Here is a 17,557-nt window from a genome sequence, read left to right on the forward strand (position 1 = left end):
GAATTTTTCGTCTCTGTGAGTCGGCTAGTCCACAAGTGGCAATTATTGCATTCCTCGTTGCTACCGGAACAGCTGCCGCATGCCTTCTCCATCCTCTTGAAAAAGAGTCGACCTGTTTCAGGTTGGGCACAGAAATGAAAAAAGGCCGGCTGGAAGCCGACCTTTTAGAAGACAGATGGTGCCCGGGAGACGACTCGGTCACGCATGCGCCCCCAGCTGCGCTTGCAAGCGCAGCCTTTCGAACCTTTGCGCAAAGCGCGCAGACGCCGGGCATCCTTGGGCTTGAAATGAAAAAAGGCCGGCTAGAAGCCGACCTTTTTTCATGAATCAAGTGGTGCCCAGGAGAGGACTCGAACCTCCACGATGTTGCCACCGCTAGGACCTGAACCTAGTGCGTCTACCAATTCCGCCACCTGGGCACGTTTCGCTTGCTGCGATGCGAAGACCGCTATTTTAGCGTGTCTTGCCGGGCTGTCAACATAATTTGACGTTGGGGACGAAAATAATTTAGCGGGCTTGCCGGGGACACCGGGCAGTGAAGTCGAAGAATGCTGAAGGCGATAAACGGAGCCGGCGTCGGATGGCGTTGAACAATCATCGCCCTCGTCGCGCCCGCTTCGCCCAGTGCCAGGTATGTCCGTTGCTCGAAGGACCACGTAAGCTTTTGCAAGGAGAGCGACATGCCCGAACGGAAAACGATCGAGCGAGCACGCGCCGACAAGCGCGCAGGGAAGTCACCGAGCACGCAAGCAGGTGAGTTCGTCAAGGAGGAGGTCGACCGCGTACGCAGCGGCAAGCACGGTGTGCGCTCCGCCCGGCAGGCAGTGGCGATCGGCTTGTCGAAGGCCCGGCGCGCGGGCGTCGACCTGAAGCCGCCCGCGAAGGGCAAGGCAAGCGAAGCGACGCGCAAGAAGGCCGCGCAGGACGCCGCTGCGGGCCAAGGCAGGAAGACGACGGGCCAAAGCACGGAATCGAAAGCAAAACGTTCCCGAACCACGACCGCCGTGTTGAAGCGCGAGAGCAAGGCCGGGGCATCGACAGGCGCGATGTCGAAGCAGGCGAAGAGCGCCGCGGCGCGTCGTCCGGCCGCGAGCCGCTCCGCGGCGGCCAAGAAGGCCGCGCAGACCAAGGGCGCGGCGGGGCGCTCCGCGGCGGCGAAGAAGGCGGCGCGGACGCGGGCGGCGCATGCGCACCAGGGGCATCGGTAAGGTCCGAATGGGTGGAGCGACGGTCTCTCGATAGTGGGGGCGCCGAAACCTCGGCGGGACGGGCGGAGCCTTTCCGTGTCGACGCGTGCGGAACGACGCGGTTTTTCGTACGGTCATGCGGTGTGGCTGCCGCTACGTTCCGACGTTTCCGACCGTCCGTGACGCCGGGCACCGATGCGGCCATGCCGGTTGCCGCTACCCGAATGACTATTGAGGTGGAGAAAGCTGCCTGAAGCGCTTCCACAGCTTTTTCATCCGAACATAATCGGCAGCCACGCGCGCAGCCCAGAACCCTCGCGCGAACGCTGCGCCCGATGCGGTAGCGGAATGGGTAAGGGGGAGCGAATTCAGCAGACGGTGGGCCACCACTGCGTCGTTGCGCCAGCCCAGGTCGTCCTGCAAGGTACTCAACGCCGCGATGTAATGCTTCACGGCCGATTTCGAAAATAGCGAAGCAAAGAATTCCGTGGCATACCGAAGTTTCTTTGCAGCAATACGAGCCCGATGCCGGCGGCGATCGTCGAGACCGGCCAGCCCTCGGCCTCGTTTGAGCAGCTTGTCGTGCCTGCGGCGCAGGATGTCGGATGCAAGCCGCTTCGCCGGCTTTTGCAGGGTTTCGCACGCCTGCTGCGCCATGCCGTCACGCCATCCTGCGCCATTGAGCCAATGCGTCAGTTGAAGCATCAGTCGCGTATAACGGACGGAATTTGCAGCCGCGGCTGCATGGGCGCGCTTTTTCGTTGCAATCTGCTTGCATGCGCGTTCCACGGCACGACGTTCTTCTTTCTTGTCCGTCTCTGCAAGTGCCTGGCCAACGGTCGAGCGGGTGAGCACTTCCCAGTCGCGCGCATCCCCAAGTTCCGATGCGATCCAGCGCAATTCGTCCTGAAGCCCCGGATAAGCGGGAATGACCTTATCGAACAGATCGAGCGCGGAGCGCAAGCGCCTGAGGCCGACGCGCATCTGATGGACACTTGACGGGTCGTGACCGGATACGACTCCTCGTTCGTTCGCGTGAATCTGTTCGAGGCAGTTGCGTGCAATCTTGCTGAATGCCGTCTCGACGCTGTCTCTTTTGTGAAGCGTCACCGGTCGTGCCTTCACGGGCGTCTGATGTTTTTGCAGAAGCATTTCATAGCCGCGGTCGGCCTTGCTCATGTGATCGAAGCGCAGCGGGACTGCTTCCAGCAGATCGAGCGCGATCCGATAAAGGCGGTCGGGCTCACCCTGCTTCAGTTCCATTTCGACAGCAGCGATGGAAGTCGATGCCGTGTCGGTATCGATGGTGCCTTCATCGATCGCGCACTCGATTTCCTCGCCGGCTTGCAAGCGTAATGGCAAAACGGTGCGGCGAATTCTCGTGACGAAGCGCGCTTCGAGTTGCGCGGCCGTGTGTTCGTCGCGGATGAGCTTTCCCACGCCGCTATCGGCAGGTATCGCATCGTAGAACAATCTCAAATCGGGAGTGTCGCCCTCGACCGGCATTTCGAATTCGTCGCGCTCGTACAGGCCAGCCTCTGCGGATCCATCGAGCTTGATCGTCTGGATGGTCTTGTCGTTGTGATTTCGCACGCGCAGGGACGCATTGCACTGACGAAATGCCAGGTCAGGCGTGTCGTAGTAGGTGCTGCTCAGCAGTGTTTCCGGCAAGGCGGCGTCCTTGCAATCCGAGAACATGGGCGCCTCGCGGATTTTGCCGACGTCCTTGAGGTCGACCAGCAGCTTCAATTCGCTTTCCATTGCACCTCCTTGCTCGTCACCGTCCGGGTAGTCCCGACGTCGTCGTGCGGCGAAGCGACTGATTCGACTAAACCGGCGAGCATTTTTCGCGCCCCTGACACCCGCGCAGGCTCGGAGTGTCGACTTTCGTTCCCATCGCCCGGCCCCCCGCCGCGCGGGCAGAGATATTTGCGCCAGCGAGGTAAAACATACAAATCGACGGAGGTGCGGTAGTACGGAATCGAGACGATTAAAAGCGCGTTCATCCGCCGGGTACAGGTTTTGCAACGTGAAGGAAAGCGTGCTCCGCATGGACTATTAGCTGGGAGGCTCGTCATGGAACCGCGAGATCCGAAAGTTCATTGTCAGGCCAATATCTGGCGGGGCGAGATGCGTGGCTCGTGATGGCGTGATACGCGGATTGAGGGTGGTTGCCCGCTGGGTGCCGGGCATCGAATGGGGCAGGGCGTACCGGATAGCGTGGCTGCCGGGCGACGCAATCGCGGGTGTAACGCTCAGCGCCGTGCTGGTGCCCGCCGGTATGGCCTACGCGACTGCGTCCGGCCTTTCTCCCGCGTCCGGACTCTATGCGTCGATTGCCGCGCTGGTCACCTATGCTGCCTTCGGACCGAGCCGAATCCTCGTGCTCGGACCAGACTCCGCGCTCATCGCGCTCATCGCGGCGAGCGTCATGCCGCTCGCGCACGGCAACCTCCAGCATGCGGCCGCGCTCGCGAGTGCGCTGGCATTGCTCTCCGGAGCCATCTGTCTGGCGGTAGGCCTGACCCGGCTGGGCTTCATCACCGATCTGCTCTCCACGCCGATCCGCTACGGCTATCTGAACGGCATCATTGTGACGATCATCGTCAGTCAGTTGCCGAAGCTGCTCGGTCTGGCGGTGCATGAAGCACCGATTCCGCAACAATTGCGCGAGCTCGCAAGCGCCGTCGCTTCAGGAAAAACCAACTTCGCGGCATTGACGATCGGTGTGCTGTCGCTGGCCGTGATTCTGGCGTTCAAACGCTGGATGCCGAAAGCGCCGGGTGTTCTGGTCGCCGTGGCGGTCGCGACGGTCGGGAGCGCGCATTTCGATCTGGTCGCACGGGCGCGCGTGAGTGTGGTGGGCGCCTTGCCTCAGGGGTTGCCGCTGCCGGATTTTCCGGCGTTAGCCTCGAACGAGTGGCTTGCGCTATCCGCGAGCGCCGCCGCCGTCGCGTTGGTGTCGTTTACCGACATCAGCATGCTGTCGCAGATCTATGGTGCCCGTAGCGGCGGCGACGTCGACCGCAATCGCGAATTCGTGGCACTCGGTATCGCGAACGTCACGGCCGGACTCTTTCATGGGTTCTCCGTCGCGGCCAGCGGATCGCGCACGCCGGTCGTCGAGGCAGCGGGCGCGAAGAGCCAGGCCTGCGGCCTGATCGCGGCGCTCATCGTTGCGGCGTTGCTGCTTTTCGCGCCGCAGGCACTGCGTGATACGCCGCACGCTACACTCGCGGCCGTCGTCGTGGCTGCGTCGCTCTCGTTGATCGAAATCAGCGGGATGCGACGGCTCTACCGGTTGCGTCGTCCGGAATTCGTGCAGTCGCTCGCATGCTTTGCCGGAGTCGTGCTGTCGGGCGTGGTGGTCGGCGTGGGCATCGCCCTCGGGCTTGCCGTGCTGACCTTTCTCTGGCGGGCGTGGCGCCCTTATTCAGCGGTGCTCGGCCGGCGCGACGGCGTGAAGGGCTATCACGATGTCGCGCGTCATCCCGACGCGCGGCGCATTCCCGGCCTGGTTCTTCTGCGCTGGGATGCACCGCTGTTCTTTGCCAATGCAGAAATCTTTTACGAGCGCGTCATGACTGCTGCACGCACTGCGCCAACCCGCACACACTGGCTCGCCATTGCGGCCGAGCCCGTGACGGATATCGATGTCACCGCGGCCGACATGCTGGCGAGGCTCGACGACGAACTCGACGATTTGCATGTGCAGCTATGCTTCGCGGAACTCAAGGGCCCGGTCAAGGACATCCTGAAACGGTACGGACTGTTCGAGCGGATCGGCGAAGAGCACTTTATGCCAACGGTCGGCGAAGCCGTGTCGGCGTATCTGAAATCCCACTCGGTCGACTGGCATGATTGGGAAGGAGACGCGTGATCCTCGCGCCGGGTGCCGACGTCAGTAGCAATACGAACGATCACTGTTTCTTCGGCGACGCCGCGGCAGGCGCGGATGAATCGGCTGTGTCCGCGCTCGGCGTGCCCGGCGGCAGATGCAGCCCTTTTCCCTTTTTGCGCTGCCCTGGCGGCGGAGCGGTGGGTTGTTGAGACTGCATTGCCGTTATCAGTTGCTGGCATGGCAGCGGTTTGTGATTGCTCGGCGCAATCAGCGGAATCAGGGCGGCAAACGGATTAAGAAGACCGAGGCCGACCATCGCGCCGCCGCGTAACGCGAGGGCGGTCGGATTCACACCGACATGCGGATTCTTGAAGGTGCCCTTGACGTAGAGCGGCGAGCGCAGCGTGAAAATACGCAGACCCTTCGTGTGCGGGTGCACGCCGAGATCCATCGTTTCGTCCTTCATGTTCACCTTGCCGTCGACGTTGATCACCGCGTCGTCCGTATCGAGCGCGAACGCGTGCGAATCGAGAATGCCATCCGTGACGACGAAATCGGCGGCGGCACAGTTGATATGCACGACGCGTTCGCCATAGAGCTTTTCGTATACGACATTGGCCACGTTGAGGCCCGCGGCTTCCAGCAGCAGACGGCTGAGCGTGCCGTCGGTGACGAGCAGCTTCACCTCGCCATTGGAGGTGGCCGCGAGCGCCGCCGGCGTATTGCCTGTCGCGGACAACTGCGCGTCGCCGTTGACTTCGCCGAGCGCACTCTGCATCGTCTTCACGGTCGGCAGCAATTGCTTCAGCCTGAGATGGCGCATTTGCGTCGAAGCGCGGGCCTTGAGCGGTCTCGCGCTGCCGTCGAGATGGAGGTTCGACGCGATCGACCCGCCCGCGACGCCGAACTTCAGGGGTTCCAGCGACAGCACGCCGTCGGTCATCACGATGTGCGTGTACAGATCCGTAACGGGCAGTGCCGGGTTCCTGATGATGCGGCGGCCCGTGAATTTCACGTCAGCGTCGATCGCCTTCCAGCGCTCAGTCCTGAAGCCTTCGGTAGGCACGGCCTTGTTCGGCGGCTGCCGTGCGGCGACGCCGCGCTTCGCCTTGCTCGCGTTACTGTCCGCGCCCACCACCGGCGCGAGATCCTTGAACTGCAGCAGATTCGAAACCAGCTCGCCTTTGAGCAGCGGACGCGGCTGACGCTGTGTATAGATCAACGTGCCATTCAGGTCGCTTCCGCCCACGCGGCTTGTAAATTTTTCATAACGGAACACGCTGCTGCCCGACTGGATGTTGCCTGTCAGGTGACCTTCCGTTGCATAGGGCGGTGTCGCGGGAAGCGTGATGCCCGTCAATTGATACAGGCGATCCATGCTGGAGCCTTGCAGCCACAGGCGCAAATCGACGGCAGCCAGATGCGCGGGGTTCGTGACGATGCCGACCAATGAGATACGCAGGTCGCCTGCCTTGACGTCAGCCTGCACGGGGATGGGCCGCGAGGCGTCCTGCAGGGCAAGCAGGCCGCCAAGCTTGCCGCTGCCCGACACGGGGGAACGGCGGTAGCTGCCTGTTACTGTCCAGCCGATGCCGTATTGCGGTTCGTTCTTCTGCTGCGCGACGGAGGCAGTGGTTCCACTTGCGTCGGTCTGGCCAGCCGACGCGCTGCTCCCGGGCGTAGTCGCCGGCGCCGGCACGCCCGACGCTTCCGATGCAGTCGCTTTTGCCTGTGCGCTCAGTTGTTGCGCACCTCGCTTGCCGACGGCCTCGGCCGACGCGCTGCGTGACTTTCGTTCTTGCTGCCTGAGCGCTTCGCCGATCGGAATCGGTTGGCCGAGCGTATCGACCGTGGCCTGCATCACGATCTCTTTTTGCTGGTCGGAGAGCGCGACGATGCCCTTGTTGAGTCGAATGTCGTGCAGATCGAGCTTCCAGTCCAATGGTCGAGCGGAGGACTTGAGCTTGAAGGTCCAGTTGTTTCGTCCATCGGCGAGTCGCTCGAGGTCGACGGAAGGATTCGTCAGATTGATCGTCGGAATGACGATGTCGTGCGTGAGCAGCGGAAGCAGCTTCACCTGGAACTCGATTTCGTCGAGCGTGGCGAAGTGCGGCCGTTTCGCCCAGTCGGGATTGGCGATCGTGATATTTCGCGCGGCAAAGGTCGGCCACAGCACCCACGCGCGCCAACCCGTTTCTCCGGCGGCGCGATGCCATCTCACCGTCAAATCGCCCTGGATGACGAACGGGCGGCCTATCGCTGCGCTAACCTTGTTGTCGACGAGGGGTCGCGCGCGATTCCAGTCGAACGTGAAAATGAACAGCACGACCGCTGAGGCCAGAATGATCAGCACTACGACGAGCCACGCCACGACCCTGCCGATCATTCTGCCGACGGTCGTCCCGGGCGAGTGCAGTACGGCCATGGCGGTCCCGTCGAGAATACGACCTTAGGTCGCGACGCAGCATGCGACGTGCCCACGACCGTCGCATCGACAGGGCGCGGCGTCCGAGATCGGCTTCATAGGCGGGCATCGGTTTTGCTCGCCGATCGTTATCGATTCAGGTTCGAGGCGACGTGAAGACGACTCATACTGCGCGGCGCGGGCAAAGGGCTGGATGCGTTGCAGATCGGCATGCGGCCGCTCGCCGGATTGGTCCTCGCGCTGATAGGGGGCGGGATTCCCGGTCGGCGCGCGTTTGACCAGACGCTCGGCGTTCGACTGCGTCGTCGCTTCGACCACGATGGAGCACGGAATACCGCCGTGCGAAAGCGAGCAACGGATTCCCGCACCGGATAAAGGAGAAACTCGATGACGAAGTCACCCGCAGCCAAAGATGCCACACCTGAATCCCGCGATCCGTTCGTGATGGATATCGCGAAAATTCGCGAAGACGCGCGCAAGCACATGTCGGATGGCCCGGTCACGCAAACTTATGGCGCGGACCGTACCGTGGTGCTGAAGCTGCTCAATGACGCGCTGGCGACGGAGATCGTCTGCACGTTGCGCTACAAGCGGCACTATTTCATGGCCAAGGGCATCAATTCCGAGGCAGTAGCGCAAGAATTTGCCCAGCACGCGACCGAAGAGCAGGAGCACGCCGATCGGATCGCCGAGCGCATCGTGCAACTCGGCGGCGAGCCGGATTTCGCGCCGGACGGCCTGAAGACGCGTGCCCATTCCGAGTACAACGAAGGCACGGACCTCACCAGCATGATTCGCGAGAACCTGGTGGCCGAGCGGATCGCGATCGATACGTATCGCGAAATCGTTCGCTATCTCGGCGAGAAGGATGTCACGACGCGCCGGCTATTCGAGGAAATTCTCGCGGTAGAGGAAGAACATGCCGACGATATGGCCGATCTGCTCCAGGGACGCGAGTAATCGGCGGGAGGCGCTACGCCGGGTGCGTGCGTCCGTGTTCGTGAACCCGGCGCGCAGGCGCTGATTTTTCAGGCTCTCACGCAACCGGCGCAGGCGCTTCGTGAGGGCTTGAAATGAAAAAAGGCCGGCTAGAAGCCGACCTTTTTTCATGAATCAAGTGGTGCCCAGGAGAGGACTCGAACCTCCACGATGTTGCCACCGCTAGGACCTGAACCTAGTGCGTCTACCAATTCCGCCACCTGGGCACGTTTCGCTTGCTGCGATGCGAAGACCGCTATTGTAGCGTGCTGGCGGAGTCTGTCAACACAATCTCATCCGAAACAGCAAAAATATCGCGCGCCTTATGCGCCGCGATCGTCACGCGCCCACCGGCTCCGCGTGCTTCGCCGTGAAATTCCAGCGTTGCGCCTGGCTCGTATCGACGCGAGCGGGCAGCAGTCCCGCCGCCAGGAACGTATCGGCGATCTTCTGTTGTTCGCCGAAGTTTTGCGCGGCCACCGCGCGGACGAGGTAGCTGCGTCGCGCATTCGCGCGTGCGATCGTCGCGGCATCGAGCCCCCAGATCGGCGCGAGCGTGTTCGCGGCCTCCTGCGGATGGTCGCGCAGCCACGCGCCGGCCAGCGACAGGTGGTCGAACAGGATCTGGACGACGTCGGGGCGCGCGGCGGCAAAAGTGCTCGATGCGAGGTAGTAGCGCTGGTACGACGCGAGTCCGTTGCCGTCGGCCAGGATCCGCACGTCGGGATTCCGGTCGACCGACGCGACATAGGGGTCCCAGGTGATCCATGCGTCCACGCTGCCGCGCTCGAATGCGGCGCGGCCGTCCGCGGGCGTCAGGTAATGGATCGCCACGTCGGCGGGCGCGAGCTTCGCGCGCGCGAGCGCGGCAAGCAGCAGGTAGTGACTGCCGGCCGCCTTCGTGACGGCGATACGCCGGCCCTTGAGATCGGCGAGCGTGCGCAGCGCGCTGTCCTGCTTGACGACGATTGCCTGAGCCTTCGGCGAAGGCGCTTCCTGCGCGACGTACACGAAACGCGCGTGCGCGGCCTGCGCGAAGACCGGGACCGTATCGGCCACGTCGGCACTGAAGTCGACGGCGCCGACATTGAGCGCTTCGGTCAATGGCAATCCGCTCGCGAATTCATGCCATGACACGCGCAGGCCGAGCGGCGTCAGCGCCTGCTCGAGCGTGCCGCGCGTCTTGAGCAGCGTGATCAGCGTCGACGACTTCTGGTAACCGATGCGCAGCGTGGCCGGCGCGTTCTCGGCGTGCGCGCGGACACCGGCGGCAGCGAGGCCCGCGGCCAGCATCGCGCGCGTGAATGCGCGGCGGTTCATCGACGTCATGAAGGGGGCTCCTCGTTGGATGCGTTGAAAGCGAGGCGGCTAACGTAACAACGGGGAGGGTGATTGATAACCGATAAATTCTGCTATCGATCGGAGCGCCCGACATAAGGGCGGACGACATGCGCGCGGCAAGCGCTGAAATGAAAAAAGGCCGGCTAAAAGCCGGCCTTTTTTCATAAATCATGGTGCCCAGGAGAGGACTCGAACCTCCACGATGTTGCCACCGCTAGGACCTGAACCTAGTGCGTCTACCAATTCCGCCACCTGGGCACGTTTTGCAGTAGCTGCCTGCTGCAAAGAAGCGAAATTATAGCGCCCCAATTATTCCTGTCAACGTTTTTTTGCGATACACCGCAAACCGGCCGCCACCATGCGCGGCCGCGGCATTCCCGCCATTTGGCGACACAAGCGGGTGATAGAATGACTCGCCGCCGTCAATATAGAACTGTCAGACGGACACCTCTATGTTGATGCCGTGCACTATCAGTCAACGCAACGAGAACAATCATCGACAAACCCTTGAGCAAATATCCGTACCCCATTCCGAGCCGTGAAGAGATTCTCGGCGTGCTGCGGACGAGCGACGCATCGCTGGCCGCCAACGACATCGCCGAAGCCCTGTCGATCAAGCGTCAGGAGCGCGAGGGGTTCTTCCGGCGCGTCGCCGCGATGGAGCGCGACGGCCAGATCCGCCTCGACAAGCGCGGCCACTACCAGTTGACCCATCCGTCGAATTTCGTCGCGGGGCGCGTGCAAGGGCATCGCGACGGCTACGGGTTCGTGATCCGCGACGACGGCCAGGACGATCTGTTTTTGCCGAACGGCGAAATGCAGAAGGTGATGCACAACGACCGCGTGCTCGCGCGGATCGTCGGCTACGATCGCCGCGGCCGCCCGGAAGGGCATGTCGTCGAAGTCACCGAGCGCGCGAACAAGCGCGTGATCGGCCGCTTGCTCAACGAGAACGGTGCATTGATCGTCGCGCCGGAAGACAAGCGCATCGGTCACGACATCATGATCACGCAGAACGTGAAGAAGGCGAAGGTCGGGCAGGTCGTCGTCGTCGAGCTGACCGATTTCCCGAGCCGTCATTCGCAGCCGCTCGGCCGTGTCGTCGAGGTGCTCGGCGATATCGACGATCCGGGCATGGAAATCGAGATCGCGGTGCGCAAGTACGGCGTGCCGCACGAATTCAGCCAGCCGGCGCTCGACGGCGCCGCCGCGCTGCCCGACAAGGTGCTGCCGGCCGACCTGCGTTTTCGCGTCGATCTGCGCGACGTGCCGCTCGTGACGATCGACGGCGAGGATGCACGCGACTTCGACGACGCCGTCTACTGCGAGCCGGTCAAGGTCGGCCGCGGCGACGGCTTCCGGCTGATCGTCGCGATCGCCGACGTGTCGCACTACGTACAGCCGGGTAGCGGGCTCGATGCCGATGCGCTCGAGCGCAGCACGTCGGTGTACTTCCCGCGCCGCGTGATCCCGATGCTGCCTGAGAAGCTGTCGAACGGCCTCTGTTCGCTGAATCCGCAGGTCGACCGCTGCGTGCTCGCATGCGACATGGTGATCACCGCGCGCGGCGAGATCAAGGCATACCAGTTCTATCCGGCCGTGATCCATTCGGCGGCGCGCCTGACGTACACCGAAGTCGCGGCCGTGCTGTCGAACACGAAGGGGCCGGAGGCTGCGCGCCGCGCCGATCTGCTGCCGCACCTGCAGGATCTGTACGGCGTCTACAAGTCGCTGTTCGCCGCGCGGCAAAAGCGCGGGGCGATCGACTTCGACACGACCGAGACCTACATCGTCTGCAACTCGCAGGGCAAGATCGAGCAGATCGTGCCGCGTCAGCGCAACGACGCGCACAAGCTGATCGAGGAGTGCATGCTGGCCGCGAACGTCTGCGCGGCCGATTTCCTGAAGCGCAACAAGCATCCGGGCCTGTACCGCGTGCACGCGGGGCCGACGCCGGAGAAGCTCGAGAACCTGCGCGCGTTCCTGCGCGGCATGGGTCTGTCGCTCGGCGGCGGCGACAAGCCGCACGCGAGCGACTACGCGGCGCTGATGGCGCAGATCCGTGACCGGCCCGACGCGCAGATGCTGCAGCCGATGCTGCTACGCTCGATGCAGCAGGCCGTCTACAGCCCGGACAACATCGGCCACTTCGGTCTCGCCTACGAGGCGTACGCGCACTTCACGAGCCCGATCCGCCGCTATCCGGACCTGCTCACGCACCGCGCGATCTACGCGATCCTGTCGGGCAAGAAGTACGCGCCGAAGGCGCCGGAAGGCTTCGAGCTGAACACCGCGCTGTCGCCGCGCGCCCGCGCGATGCAGCAGGCCGACGACGAAGCGCGCGGCCGCTCGCGTTCGAACACGGCGATCTGGGAAGAGCTCGGCCTGCACTGTTCGGCGAACGAACGCCGTGCGGACGAAGCGTCGCGCGACGTCGAAGCGTGGCTCAAGTGCTACTTCATGCGCGACAAGCTCGGCGAGGAGTACGGCGGGATGGTGAACGGCGTGACGTCGTTCGGCATCTTCGTGCAGCTCGACACGCTGTTCATCGAAGGGCTCGTACACGTGACGGAGCTCGGCTCCGACTACTTCCAGTACGACGAGATCAAGAACGAGCTGCGCGGCGAACGCACGGGCATCCGCTACCGCCTGTCGGATCGCGTGCGCGTGCAGGTGAGCCGCGTCGATCTCGATGCGCGCAAGATCGATTTCCGCCTCGTGCGCGATACGCCGGTGAAGGCGCCGCGTCCGTCGCCCGCGCCGGCTGCCGGCGTCGATCGCAACGGCAACGGCCCGCGCGTGCGCGCGCTGCCGCCGGTGGAGGAAACCGTGCCGCGCCGCAAGACGGCCGCGAGCGCGCCGAGCGTCGCGGTGAAGGAAGCGCGCGCCGCGCGTGGCGCCGCGAAGAAGAAGGGCGGTGGCGGTGGCAGCGGCGCGCCGGCGAAGCCGGTCGCGAAGAAGGCTCGCGCCCGCAAGAAGTATTGAGCGTTCGGGGCGGCGCAAGCGCATGCCCCGCAGTATCGAGAGACGCCGCGTCACCGGTCATCGGCCGGCCACGCGGCGCTTTCCTTTTCCATGGATCGCGGCTGCGCACGTCGCGCGGCCGCACGTTTGATCGAAGGTTGTTCCAGTCATGTCACGTCTGAAGGTTCTTTACGGTTTTCATGCGGTGACCGCACGTATGCGGCACGATGCATCGACGGTGGCGGAGGTGCTGTACGACCAGACGCGCCGCGACCGCCGCATGCAGGAGTTCCTGCATGCCGCGAAGGAAGCGGGCGTGCGGCTGATCGCCGCCGACGAAACGCGTCTGTGGGGCCTCGCGCATACCGAGCGCCACCAGGGGGTCGTCGCGCGCGTCGAGGACATGCCGCTCGCGCAGAACCTGTCCGAGCTGCTCGACGGCATCAACGGGCCCGCGCTGCTGCTCGTGCTCGACGGCGTCACCGATCCGCACAACCTCGGCGCGTGCCTGCGAGTCGCCGATTCGGCCGGCGCGCACGCGGTGATCGCGCCGCGCGACCGGGCGGTAGGCCTGAACGCGACCGCGGCCAAGGTGGCGAGCGGCGCGGCCGATACGGTGCCGTACATCACGGTGACGAACCTCGCGCGCGCGCTGCGCGAGCTGAAGGAAGCCGGCGTGTGGATCATCGGCACGTCGGACGAGGCGTCGGCGACGCTCTACGAAACGAAGCTCGACGGCCCGGTCGCGCTCGTGATGGGCGCGGAAGGCGAAGGCATGCGCCGGCTCACGCGCGACACCTGCGACGAGGTGATGAGCATCCCGATGGCCGGCAGCGTGGAAAGCCTGAACGTGTCGGTCGCCAGCGGCGTGTGCCTGTACGAAGCCGTGCGCCAGCGGCGCGTGAAAGGCTGATCCCTGCGGCCGCCCCCCCGGGGCGGGCCCGTCCCGCGCGCGATGCGCGGGCGGCGAATGACCCGAACGATGCGCGCCCCGATGCAAGCTCTCCGGAACCCGCGACCGATGACCCTGTTCCGTGTCGGCGTTTCCTGCGCCGTGCTCGGCCTGCTGGCGGCCTGTACGTCGCCGACGCTCGTCGAACGCGGCACCTACTACGCCGACACGAGCCTGCACGCGCGCGGCGCCGATTCGCGGATCCGCTTTCTCGTGATGCATTACACCGAAAGCGACGAGACGAAATCGCTGCGCACGCTGACCGGCGATTCGGTCAGCGTGCATTACGTCATCCCGCCGCAGCCGCGCACCGAGCGCGGGATGCCCGTCGTCTATCAGCTCGTTCCGGAAGCGCGGCGCGCATGGCACGCGGGCATCAGCGAGTGGCAGGGCACGACCGAGCTGAACGCGGTGTCGATCGGCATCGAGAACGTGAACCGCGGCCCGCTCGATCCGCAACATCGCACCTGGCAGCCGTATCCGCCCGAACAGGTCGACGCGCTGATCCGCCTGTCGAAGGATATCGTCGCGCGCTACGGGATTCCGCCGACGCGCGTGGTCGGGCACAGCGACATCGCGCCGCAACGCAAGATCGATCCGGGGCCGCTGTTCCCGTGGCATGCGCTCGCGCAAGCCGGCGTCGGCGCATGGCCGGACGACGCGACCGTCACCGCACGGCTCGGCGGCCGCGACCCGCACGCGCCGGTCGACGTGCGCGAACTGCAGTTCAAGCTCGCGCGCTACGGCTACGACGTGCCGACCGACGGCGTGCTCGACGCGCGCACGCGGCGCGTGTTCGCGGCGTTCCAGATGCATTTCCGGCCGTCCGACTACGCGGGCAACCCGGACGCGGAAAGCGACGCGATCGCGCAGGCGCTGCTCGACAAGTACTTCCCCGGCACGCAAGCGTCGGACTCCGCCCCGGCGGCCGACACGCGCTGAATACGCGCTGAATACACGGCGCATCGCTTGCCGAAAAACGCGGGGCCGTCCGCCGACTCCGGTAAACTGGCGGTTTTTCCGCAATCCCGCAGCATTACCACGCCATGACTCAAGACGAACTCAAACGCCTCGTCGGCCAGGCCGCCGCCGATTACGTGATCCAGAACGTGCCGGAAGGCGCCGTGATCGGTGTCGGCACCGGCTCGACCGCCAACTGCTTCATCGACGCGCTCGCCGCCGTCAAATCGCGCTATCGCGGCGCCGTGTCGAGCTCGATTGCCACGACCGAACGCCTGAAATCGCACGGCATCAAGGTGTTCGACCTGAACGAGATCGATGCGCTGCAGGTGTACGTCGACGGCGCCGACGAGATCGACGCGAGCGGCGCGATGATCAAGGGCGGCGGCGGCGCGCTGACGCGCGAGAAGATCGTCGCGTCGGTGGCCGACACGTTCGTCTGCATCGCGGACGCCAGCAAGCGCGTGCCGGTGCTCGGCGCGTTCCCGTTGCCGATCGAGGTCGTGCCGATGGCGCGCACGGCGATCGGCCGGCGCGTGACCGCACTCGGCGGCGTGCCCGTGCTGCGCGTGACGAAGGACGGCGCACCGACCATTACCGACAACGGCAACGAGATCATCGACGTCAAGGGCCTGCAGATCGCCGATCCGCGCGGTTTCGAAGCGCAGGTGAACGCATGGCCGGGCGTCGTTACGGTCGGCCTGTTCGCCGAGCGCGGCGCGAATCTGTGCTTGCTCGGCACGGAAAACGGCGTTGAAACGATCGTTTATCCGGCTGGCTGAATCTGAATGAGAAGCAGTCCGTAACGGCGCGGTATCGGCCGTCATGGATTGGATATATAAATCTTGTGGAAACCGGGGTCCGGCAGGCGCGGCGCGCTTCCCGGGCCTTTTTTTTAGCCGTATAAATCACCTCGTTCAAAAGAGGGATAACCCTGTCAGGTGTTTACCAGATAGCGAAATATCGTCGAACTCATCAACTTATAGATCATAAGAACAGTAGTAACCAGGGCCGGCGGAACTGCGGAGCAGGTGTTCGCAAATCGACGCACGGGGAGGTGTCATGGAGCAGGGCAAAGACCGGTCACTGGTCGCCAAAGTGATGGATGGGCTTGTCGCGGGTATCGTCGAAGACAAGTACGGCGGCATCTTGCCGCCACAGGACGTGCTGTCGAAAGAGTTCGATGTGAGCCGCACGGTGATGCGGGAAGCGTTGTCGATGTTGCTTGCGCGCGACATGCTCGACGTGCGTCCGAAAGTCGGTACGCGCGTGCGGCCGATGCGCGACTGGCGGATGATCGACGAAGACGTCGTGAGCTGGCGATTTCGGGCAAAACCCGATCCGCAGTTCATGCGCGACGTCATCGAATTCCGGATGCTGATCGAACCACGCGCGACCGCGCAGGCGGCGGTGCGTGCGACGGCGGCCGACATTGCGGGCATTCGCGAAGCATTCGATGCGTTCAAGGTGTTGCAGCCGGGCGACCCCGGCTACGACACGGCGGACGAGTTGCTGCATACGCGGATCGTGCAGGCGAGCGGCAACCAGTTCTTTCAGCAGATGGCGGCGATCGTGCGCGGAGCAGTGCGTCTCGTGAATCCGCGCGTCGTGCAGAAGGAAGGCGCGCACGACATCGCGGTGAAGGCGCATGCGCGCGTCGTCGATGCGATCGAACGGCGCGACCCGCGCGAAGCCGAAGCGGCCTCGCTCGCGCTGATCGATTTCAGCGCGGACGAGATATCGCGCGATTTCTCGGTCGAGGTGCCGGTGCGTGCCTGACGCTGCGCGTATCGCTCATCCGTGTGCCGCCGGGCCGTTTATCATGACGGCCGGCCGGCAGCGTGCCGGCAACCGTCATACGACCGACACGGAAGATCAGGATGAACGACAACGACCATCGCCCGGTGCGCTTCGGCATCGTCGGTGCGGGCAGCATTGCGCGCCGCTTCGCGCAAAGCCTCGCGCACGTGCCGGGCGCCACGCTCGCCGGCGTCTGGGCCCGCCGCGCCGATGCAGCGGCCGCCTTCTGCGAGACATACGGCGGCGCGCCCGCCGCGCGCCTCGACGCGCTCCTCGCGAGCGATATCGACGCGGTCTACATCGCGACGCTCCATGACAGTCACGCGCAGTACACACTGGCCGCATTGGCTGCCGGCAAGGCCGTGCTGTGCGAGAAACCCGCGGCGCTGAACACCGCGCAACTCGACACGGTGCTGCACGCGGCGCGCGATGCCGGGCTGCTCTTCATGGAGGCAATGAAGCCACCGTTCTTCCCGCTGTACCGTCAGTTGCGCGCGCACCTGCGCGACGATCCGATCGGCGAGATCCGGCTCGTGCGGGCGGGCTGCGCATCGTCGTCGGTGCCGGGGGACCATTCCGTCTATCGGCTCGATCGCGCGGGCGGCGCGCTGCTCGACATCGGCATCTACGAGGCGTTTCTTGCCGTCGACTGGCTCGGCGCGGCGCGCGACGTGCAGACGCTCGGCCGCGTCGGTGCGACGGGTGTCGACCTGTTCGCGAGCCTGAACAGCGTGCATGAGAACGGCGGGATCGCGCAGCTCTTTTGCGGCCTCGACGTGATGGGGCGCGGCGACGCGCTGATCGCCGCGGCGGGCGGCCACGTGACGATTCACGAGAAGTGGTGGAACCCCGCGCGTGCGACGATCCGCTACGCGGACGGGCGCACCGTCGAACTCGATGCGCCGGTCGACGGCGGCGGGCTGAACTACGAAACCGCGCATTTCTGCGACCTGCTGCGCGCGGGCGAGACGGAAAGCCCGATCATGACGCACGACCATTCGCGGCAGATGATCGCGATGACCGACGCGGCGCGCGCCGTGCTCGGCGTGCGTTATTCGGGCGAATAAGCGGGAAGGCCGGCGCCGGGCCCGCGAGCGCGGCCCGGTGCG

Annotated in this window: 14 protein-coding genes and 3 tRNA genes; 10 read left to right on the forward strand and 7 right to left on the reverse strand. The window is 64.6% G+C overall.

Annotation, left to right across the window (positions count from 1 at the left end):
• The first annotated feature begins 35 nt into the window (after positions 1-35).
• Positions 36-326, forward strand: a complete 291-nt coding sequence (locus CFB46_RS35205; RefSeq protein ID WP_143751609.1) for a hypothetical protein — start codon at positions 36-38, stop codon at positions 324-326.
• Positions 327-332: 6 nt separating this feature from the next.
• On the opposite strand, the gene CFB46_RS11685 is transcribed toward CFB46_RS35205, so the two are convergent.
• A tRNA-Leu gene (locus CFB46_RS11685) sits at positions 333-419 on the reverse strand.
• A 261-nt stretch (positions 420-680) separates the two neighbouring features.
• On the opposite strand from CFB46_RS11685, the gene CFB46_RS11690 reads away from it, so the two are divergent.
• On the forward strand, positions 681-1,208 hold the full coding sequence (locus CFB46_RS11690; RefSeq protein ID WP_089500024.1) for a DUF6496 domain-containing protein: 528 nt from the start codon (positions 681-683) through the stop codon (positions 1,206-1,208).
• Between the two features lie 207 nt (positions 1,209-1,415).
• Here the strand turns inward: CFB46_RS11690 and CFB46_RS11695 are convergent, their stop codons facing one another.
• Positions 1,416-2,948, reverse strand: a complete 1,533-nt coding sequence (locus CFB46_RS11695; RefSeq protein ID WP_089500025.1) for a CYTH and CHAD domain-containing protein — start codon at positions 2,946-2,948, stop codon at positions 1,416-1,418.
• A gap of 373 nt (positions 2,949-3,321) precedes the next feature.
• Between CFB46_RS11695 and CFB46_RS11700 the strand changes: the two genes are divergently transcribed.
• Positions 3,322-5,067: a SulP family inorganic anion transporter gene (locus CFB46_RS11700; RefSeq protein WP_089500026.1), complete on the forward strand. Its 1,746-nt coding sequence runs from the start codon at positions 3,322-3,324 to the stop codon at positions 5,065-5,067.
• Between the two features lie 40 nt (positions 5,068-5,107).
• On the opposite strand, the gene CFB46_RS11705 is transcribed toward CFB46_RS11700, so the two are convergent.
• The gene (locus CFB46_RS11705) at positions 5,108-7,453 is read right to left on the reverse strand and encodes an AsmA family protein (protein WP_089500027.1); all 2,346 of its coding nucleotides are present in this window, start codon (positions 7,451-7,453) and stop codon (positions 5,108-5,110) included.
• A gap of 24 nt (positions 7,454-7,477) precedes the next feature.
• Entirely contained in the window at positions 7,478-7,771 is a 294-nt protein-coding gene (locus tag CFB46_RS35210; RefSeq protein WP_143751610.1) for a hypothetical protein, read from the reverse strand.
• Positions 7,772-7,840: 69 nt separating this feature from the next.
• On the opposite strand from CFB46_RS35210, the gene CFB46_RS11710 reads away from it, so the two are divergent.
• A complete protein-coding gene (locus tag CFB46_RS11710) occupies positions 7,841-8,413 on the forward strand; it encodes a ferritin-like domain-containing protein (RefSeq protein ID WP_089500028.1) in 573 nt (190 codons plus the stop codon).
• Positions 8,414-8,571: 158 nt separating this feature from the next.
• On the opposite strand, the gene CFB46_RS11715 is transcribed toward CFB46_RS11710, so the two are convergent.
• The 3 genes from CFB46_RS11715 to CFB46_RS11725 all read right to left on the reverse strand — a co-directional run bounded on the left by CFB46_RS11715 (position 8,572) and on the right by CFB46_RS11725 (position 10,030).
• Positions 8,572-8,658, reverse strand: a tRNA-Leu gene (locus CFB46_RS11715).
• Positions 8,659-8,770: 112 nt separating this feature from the next.
• Positions 8,771-9,760: an aliphatic sulfonate ABC transporter substrate-binding protein gene (locus CFB46_RS11720; protein WP_089500029.1), complete on the reverse strand. Its 990-nt coding sequence runs from the start codon at positions 9,758-9,760 to the stop codon at positions 8,771-8,773.
• Positions 9,761-9,943: 183 nt separating this feature from the next.
• Positions 9,944-10,030, reverse strand: a tRNA-Leu gene (locus CFB46_RS11725).
• A 249-nt stretch (positions 10,031-10,279) separates the two neighbouring features.
• Here CFB46_RS11725 and rnr point away from each other — a divergent pair.
• The 6 genes from rnr (at position 10,280) to CFB46_RS11755 (ending at position 17,515) form a co-directional block, all read left to right on the forward strand.
• Complete coding sequence (gene rnr / locus CFB46_RS11730; protein WP_089500030.1) at positions 10,280-12,757, forward strand: ribonuclease R; 2,478 nt, start codon at positions 10,280-10,282, stop codon at positions 12,755-12,757.
• Positions 12,758-12,905: 148 nt separating this feature from the next.
• A complete protein-coding gene (rlmB, locus tag CFB46_RS11735; RefSeq protein WP_027784326.1) occupies positions 12,906-13,649 on the forward strand; it encodes a 23S rRNA (guanosine(2251)-2'-O)-methyltransferase RlmB in 744 nt (247 codons plus the stop codon).
• A 108-nt stretch (positions 13,650-13,757) separates the two neighbouring features.
• Positions 13,758-14,630, forward strand: coding sequence for an N-acetylmuramoyl-L-alanine amidase (locus tag CFB46_RS11740; RefSeq protein WP_089500031.1), 873 nt, complete (start codon positions 13,758-13,760; stop codon positions 14,628-14,630).
• 104 nt (positions 14,631-14,734) lie between these two features.
• Entirely contained in the window at positions 14,735-15,430 is a 696-nt protein-coding gene (gene rpiA / locus CFB46_RS11745; RefSeq protein WP_027784328.1) for a ribose-5-phosphate isomerase RpiA, read from the forward strand.
• Positions 15,431-15,710: 280 nt separating this feature from the next.
• A complete protein-coding gene (locus CFB46_RS11750; RefSeq protein ID WP_027784329.1) occupies positions 15,711-16,427 on the forward strand; it encodes a FadR/GntR family transcriptional regulator in 717 nt (238 codons plus the stop codon).
• 101 nt (positions 16,428-16,528) lie between these two features.
• Positions 16,529-17,515 carry a Gfo/Idh/MocA family protein gene (locus CFB46_RS11755; RefSeq protein ID WP_089500032.1) on the forward strand — a complete coding sequence of 329 codons (987 nt, stop codon included), beginning with the start codon at positions 16,529-16,531 and terminating at the stop codon, positions 17,513-17,515.
• The last annotated feature ends 42 nt before the right edge of the window (positions 17,516-17,557 follow it).

This window comes from Burkholderia sp. HI2761, from assembly GCF_002223355.1.
In the GTDB taxonomy this organism is placed as follows: domain Bacteria; phylum Pseudomonadota; class Gammaproteobacteria; order Burkholderiales; family Burkholderiaceae; genus Burkholderia.

Excerpts from the sequence above, each read along its gene's own strand:
- CFB46_RS11755 (WP_089500032.1), top strand. The coding sequence starts at position 16,529 with ATGAACGACAACGACCATCGCCCGGTGCGCTTCGGCATCGTCGGTGCG.
- rpiA (WP_027784328.1), top strand. The coding sequence starts at position 14,735 with ATGACTCAAGACGAACTCAAACGCCTCGTCGGCCAGGCCGCCGCCGAT.
- CFB46_RS11695 (WP_089500025.1), bottom strand. The coding sequence starts at position 2,948 with ATGGAAAGCGAATTGAAGCTGCTGGTCGACCTCAAGGACGTCGGCAAA.
- CFB46_RS11690 (WP_089500024.1), top strand. The coding sequence starts at position 681 with ATGCCCGAACGGAAAACGATCGAGCGAGCACGCGCCGACAAGCGCGCA.
- CFB46_RS11705 (WP_089500027.1), bottom strand. The coding sequence starts at position 7,453 with ATGGCCGTACTGCACTCGCCCGGGACGACCGTCGGCAGAATGATCGGC.
- CFB46_RS11710 (WP_089500028.1), top strand. The coding sequence starts at position 7,841 with ATGACGAAGTCACCCGCAGCCAAAGATGCCACACCTGAATCCCGCGAT.
- CFB46_RS11750 (WP_027784329.1), top strand. The coding sequence starts at position 15,711 with ATGGAGCAGGGCAAAGACCGGTCACTGGTCGCCAAAGTGATGGATGGG.
- CFB46_RS11740 (WP_089500031.1), top strand. The coding sequence starts at position 13,758 with ATGACCCTGTTCCGTGTCGGCGTTTCCTGCGCCGTGCTCGGCCTGCTG.
- CFB46_RS11720 (WP_089500029.1), bottom strand. The coding sequence starts at position 9,760 with ATGACGTCGATGAACCGCCGCGCATTCACGCGCGCGATGCTGGCCGCG.
- rlmB (WP_027784326.1), top strand. The coding sequence starts at position 12,906 with ATGTCACGTCTGAAGGTTCTTTACGGTTTTCATGCGGTGACCGCACGT.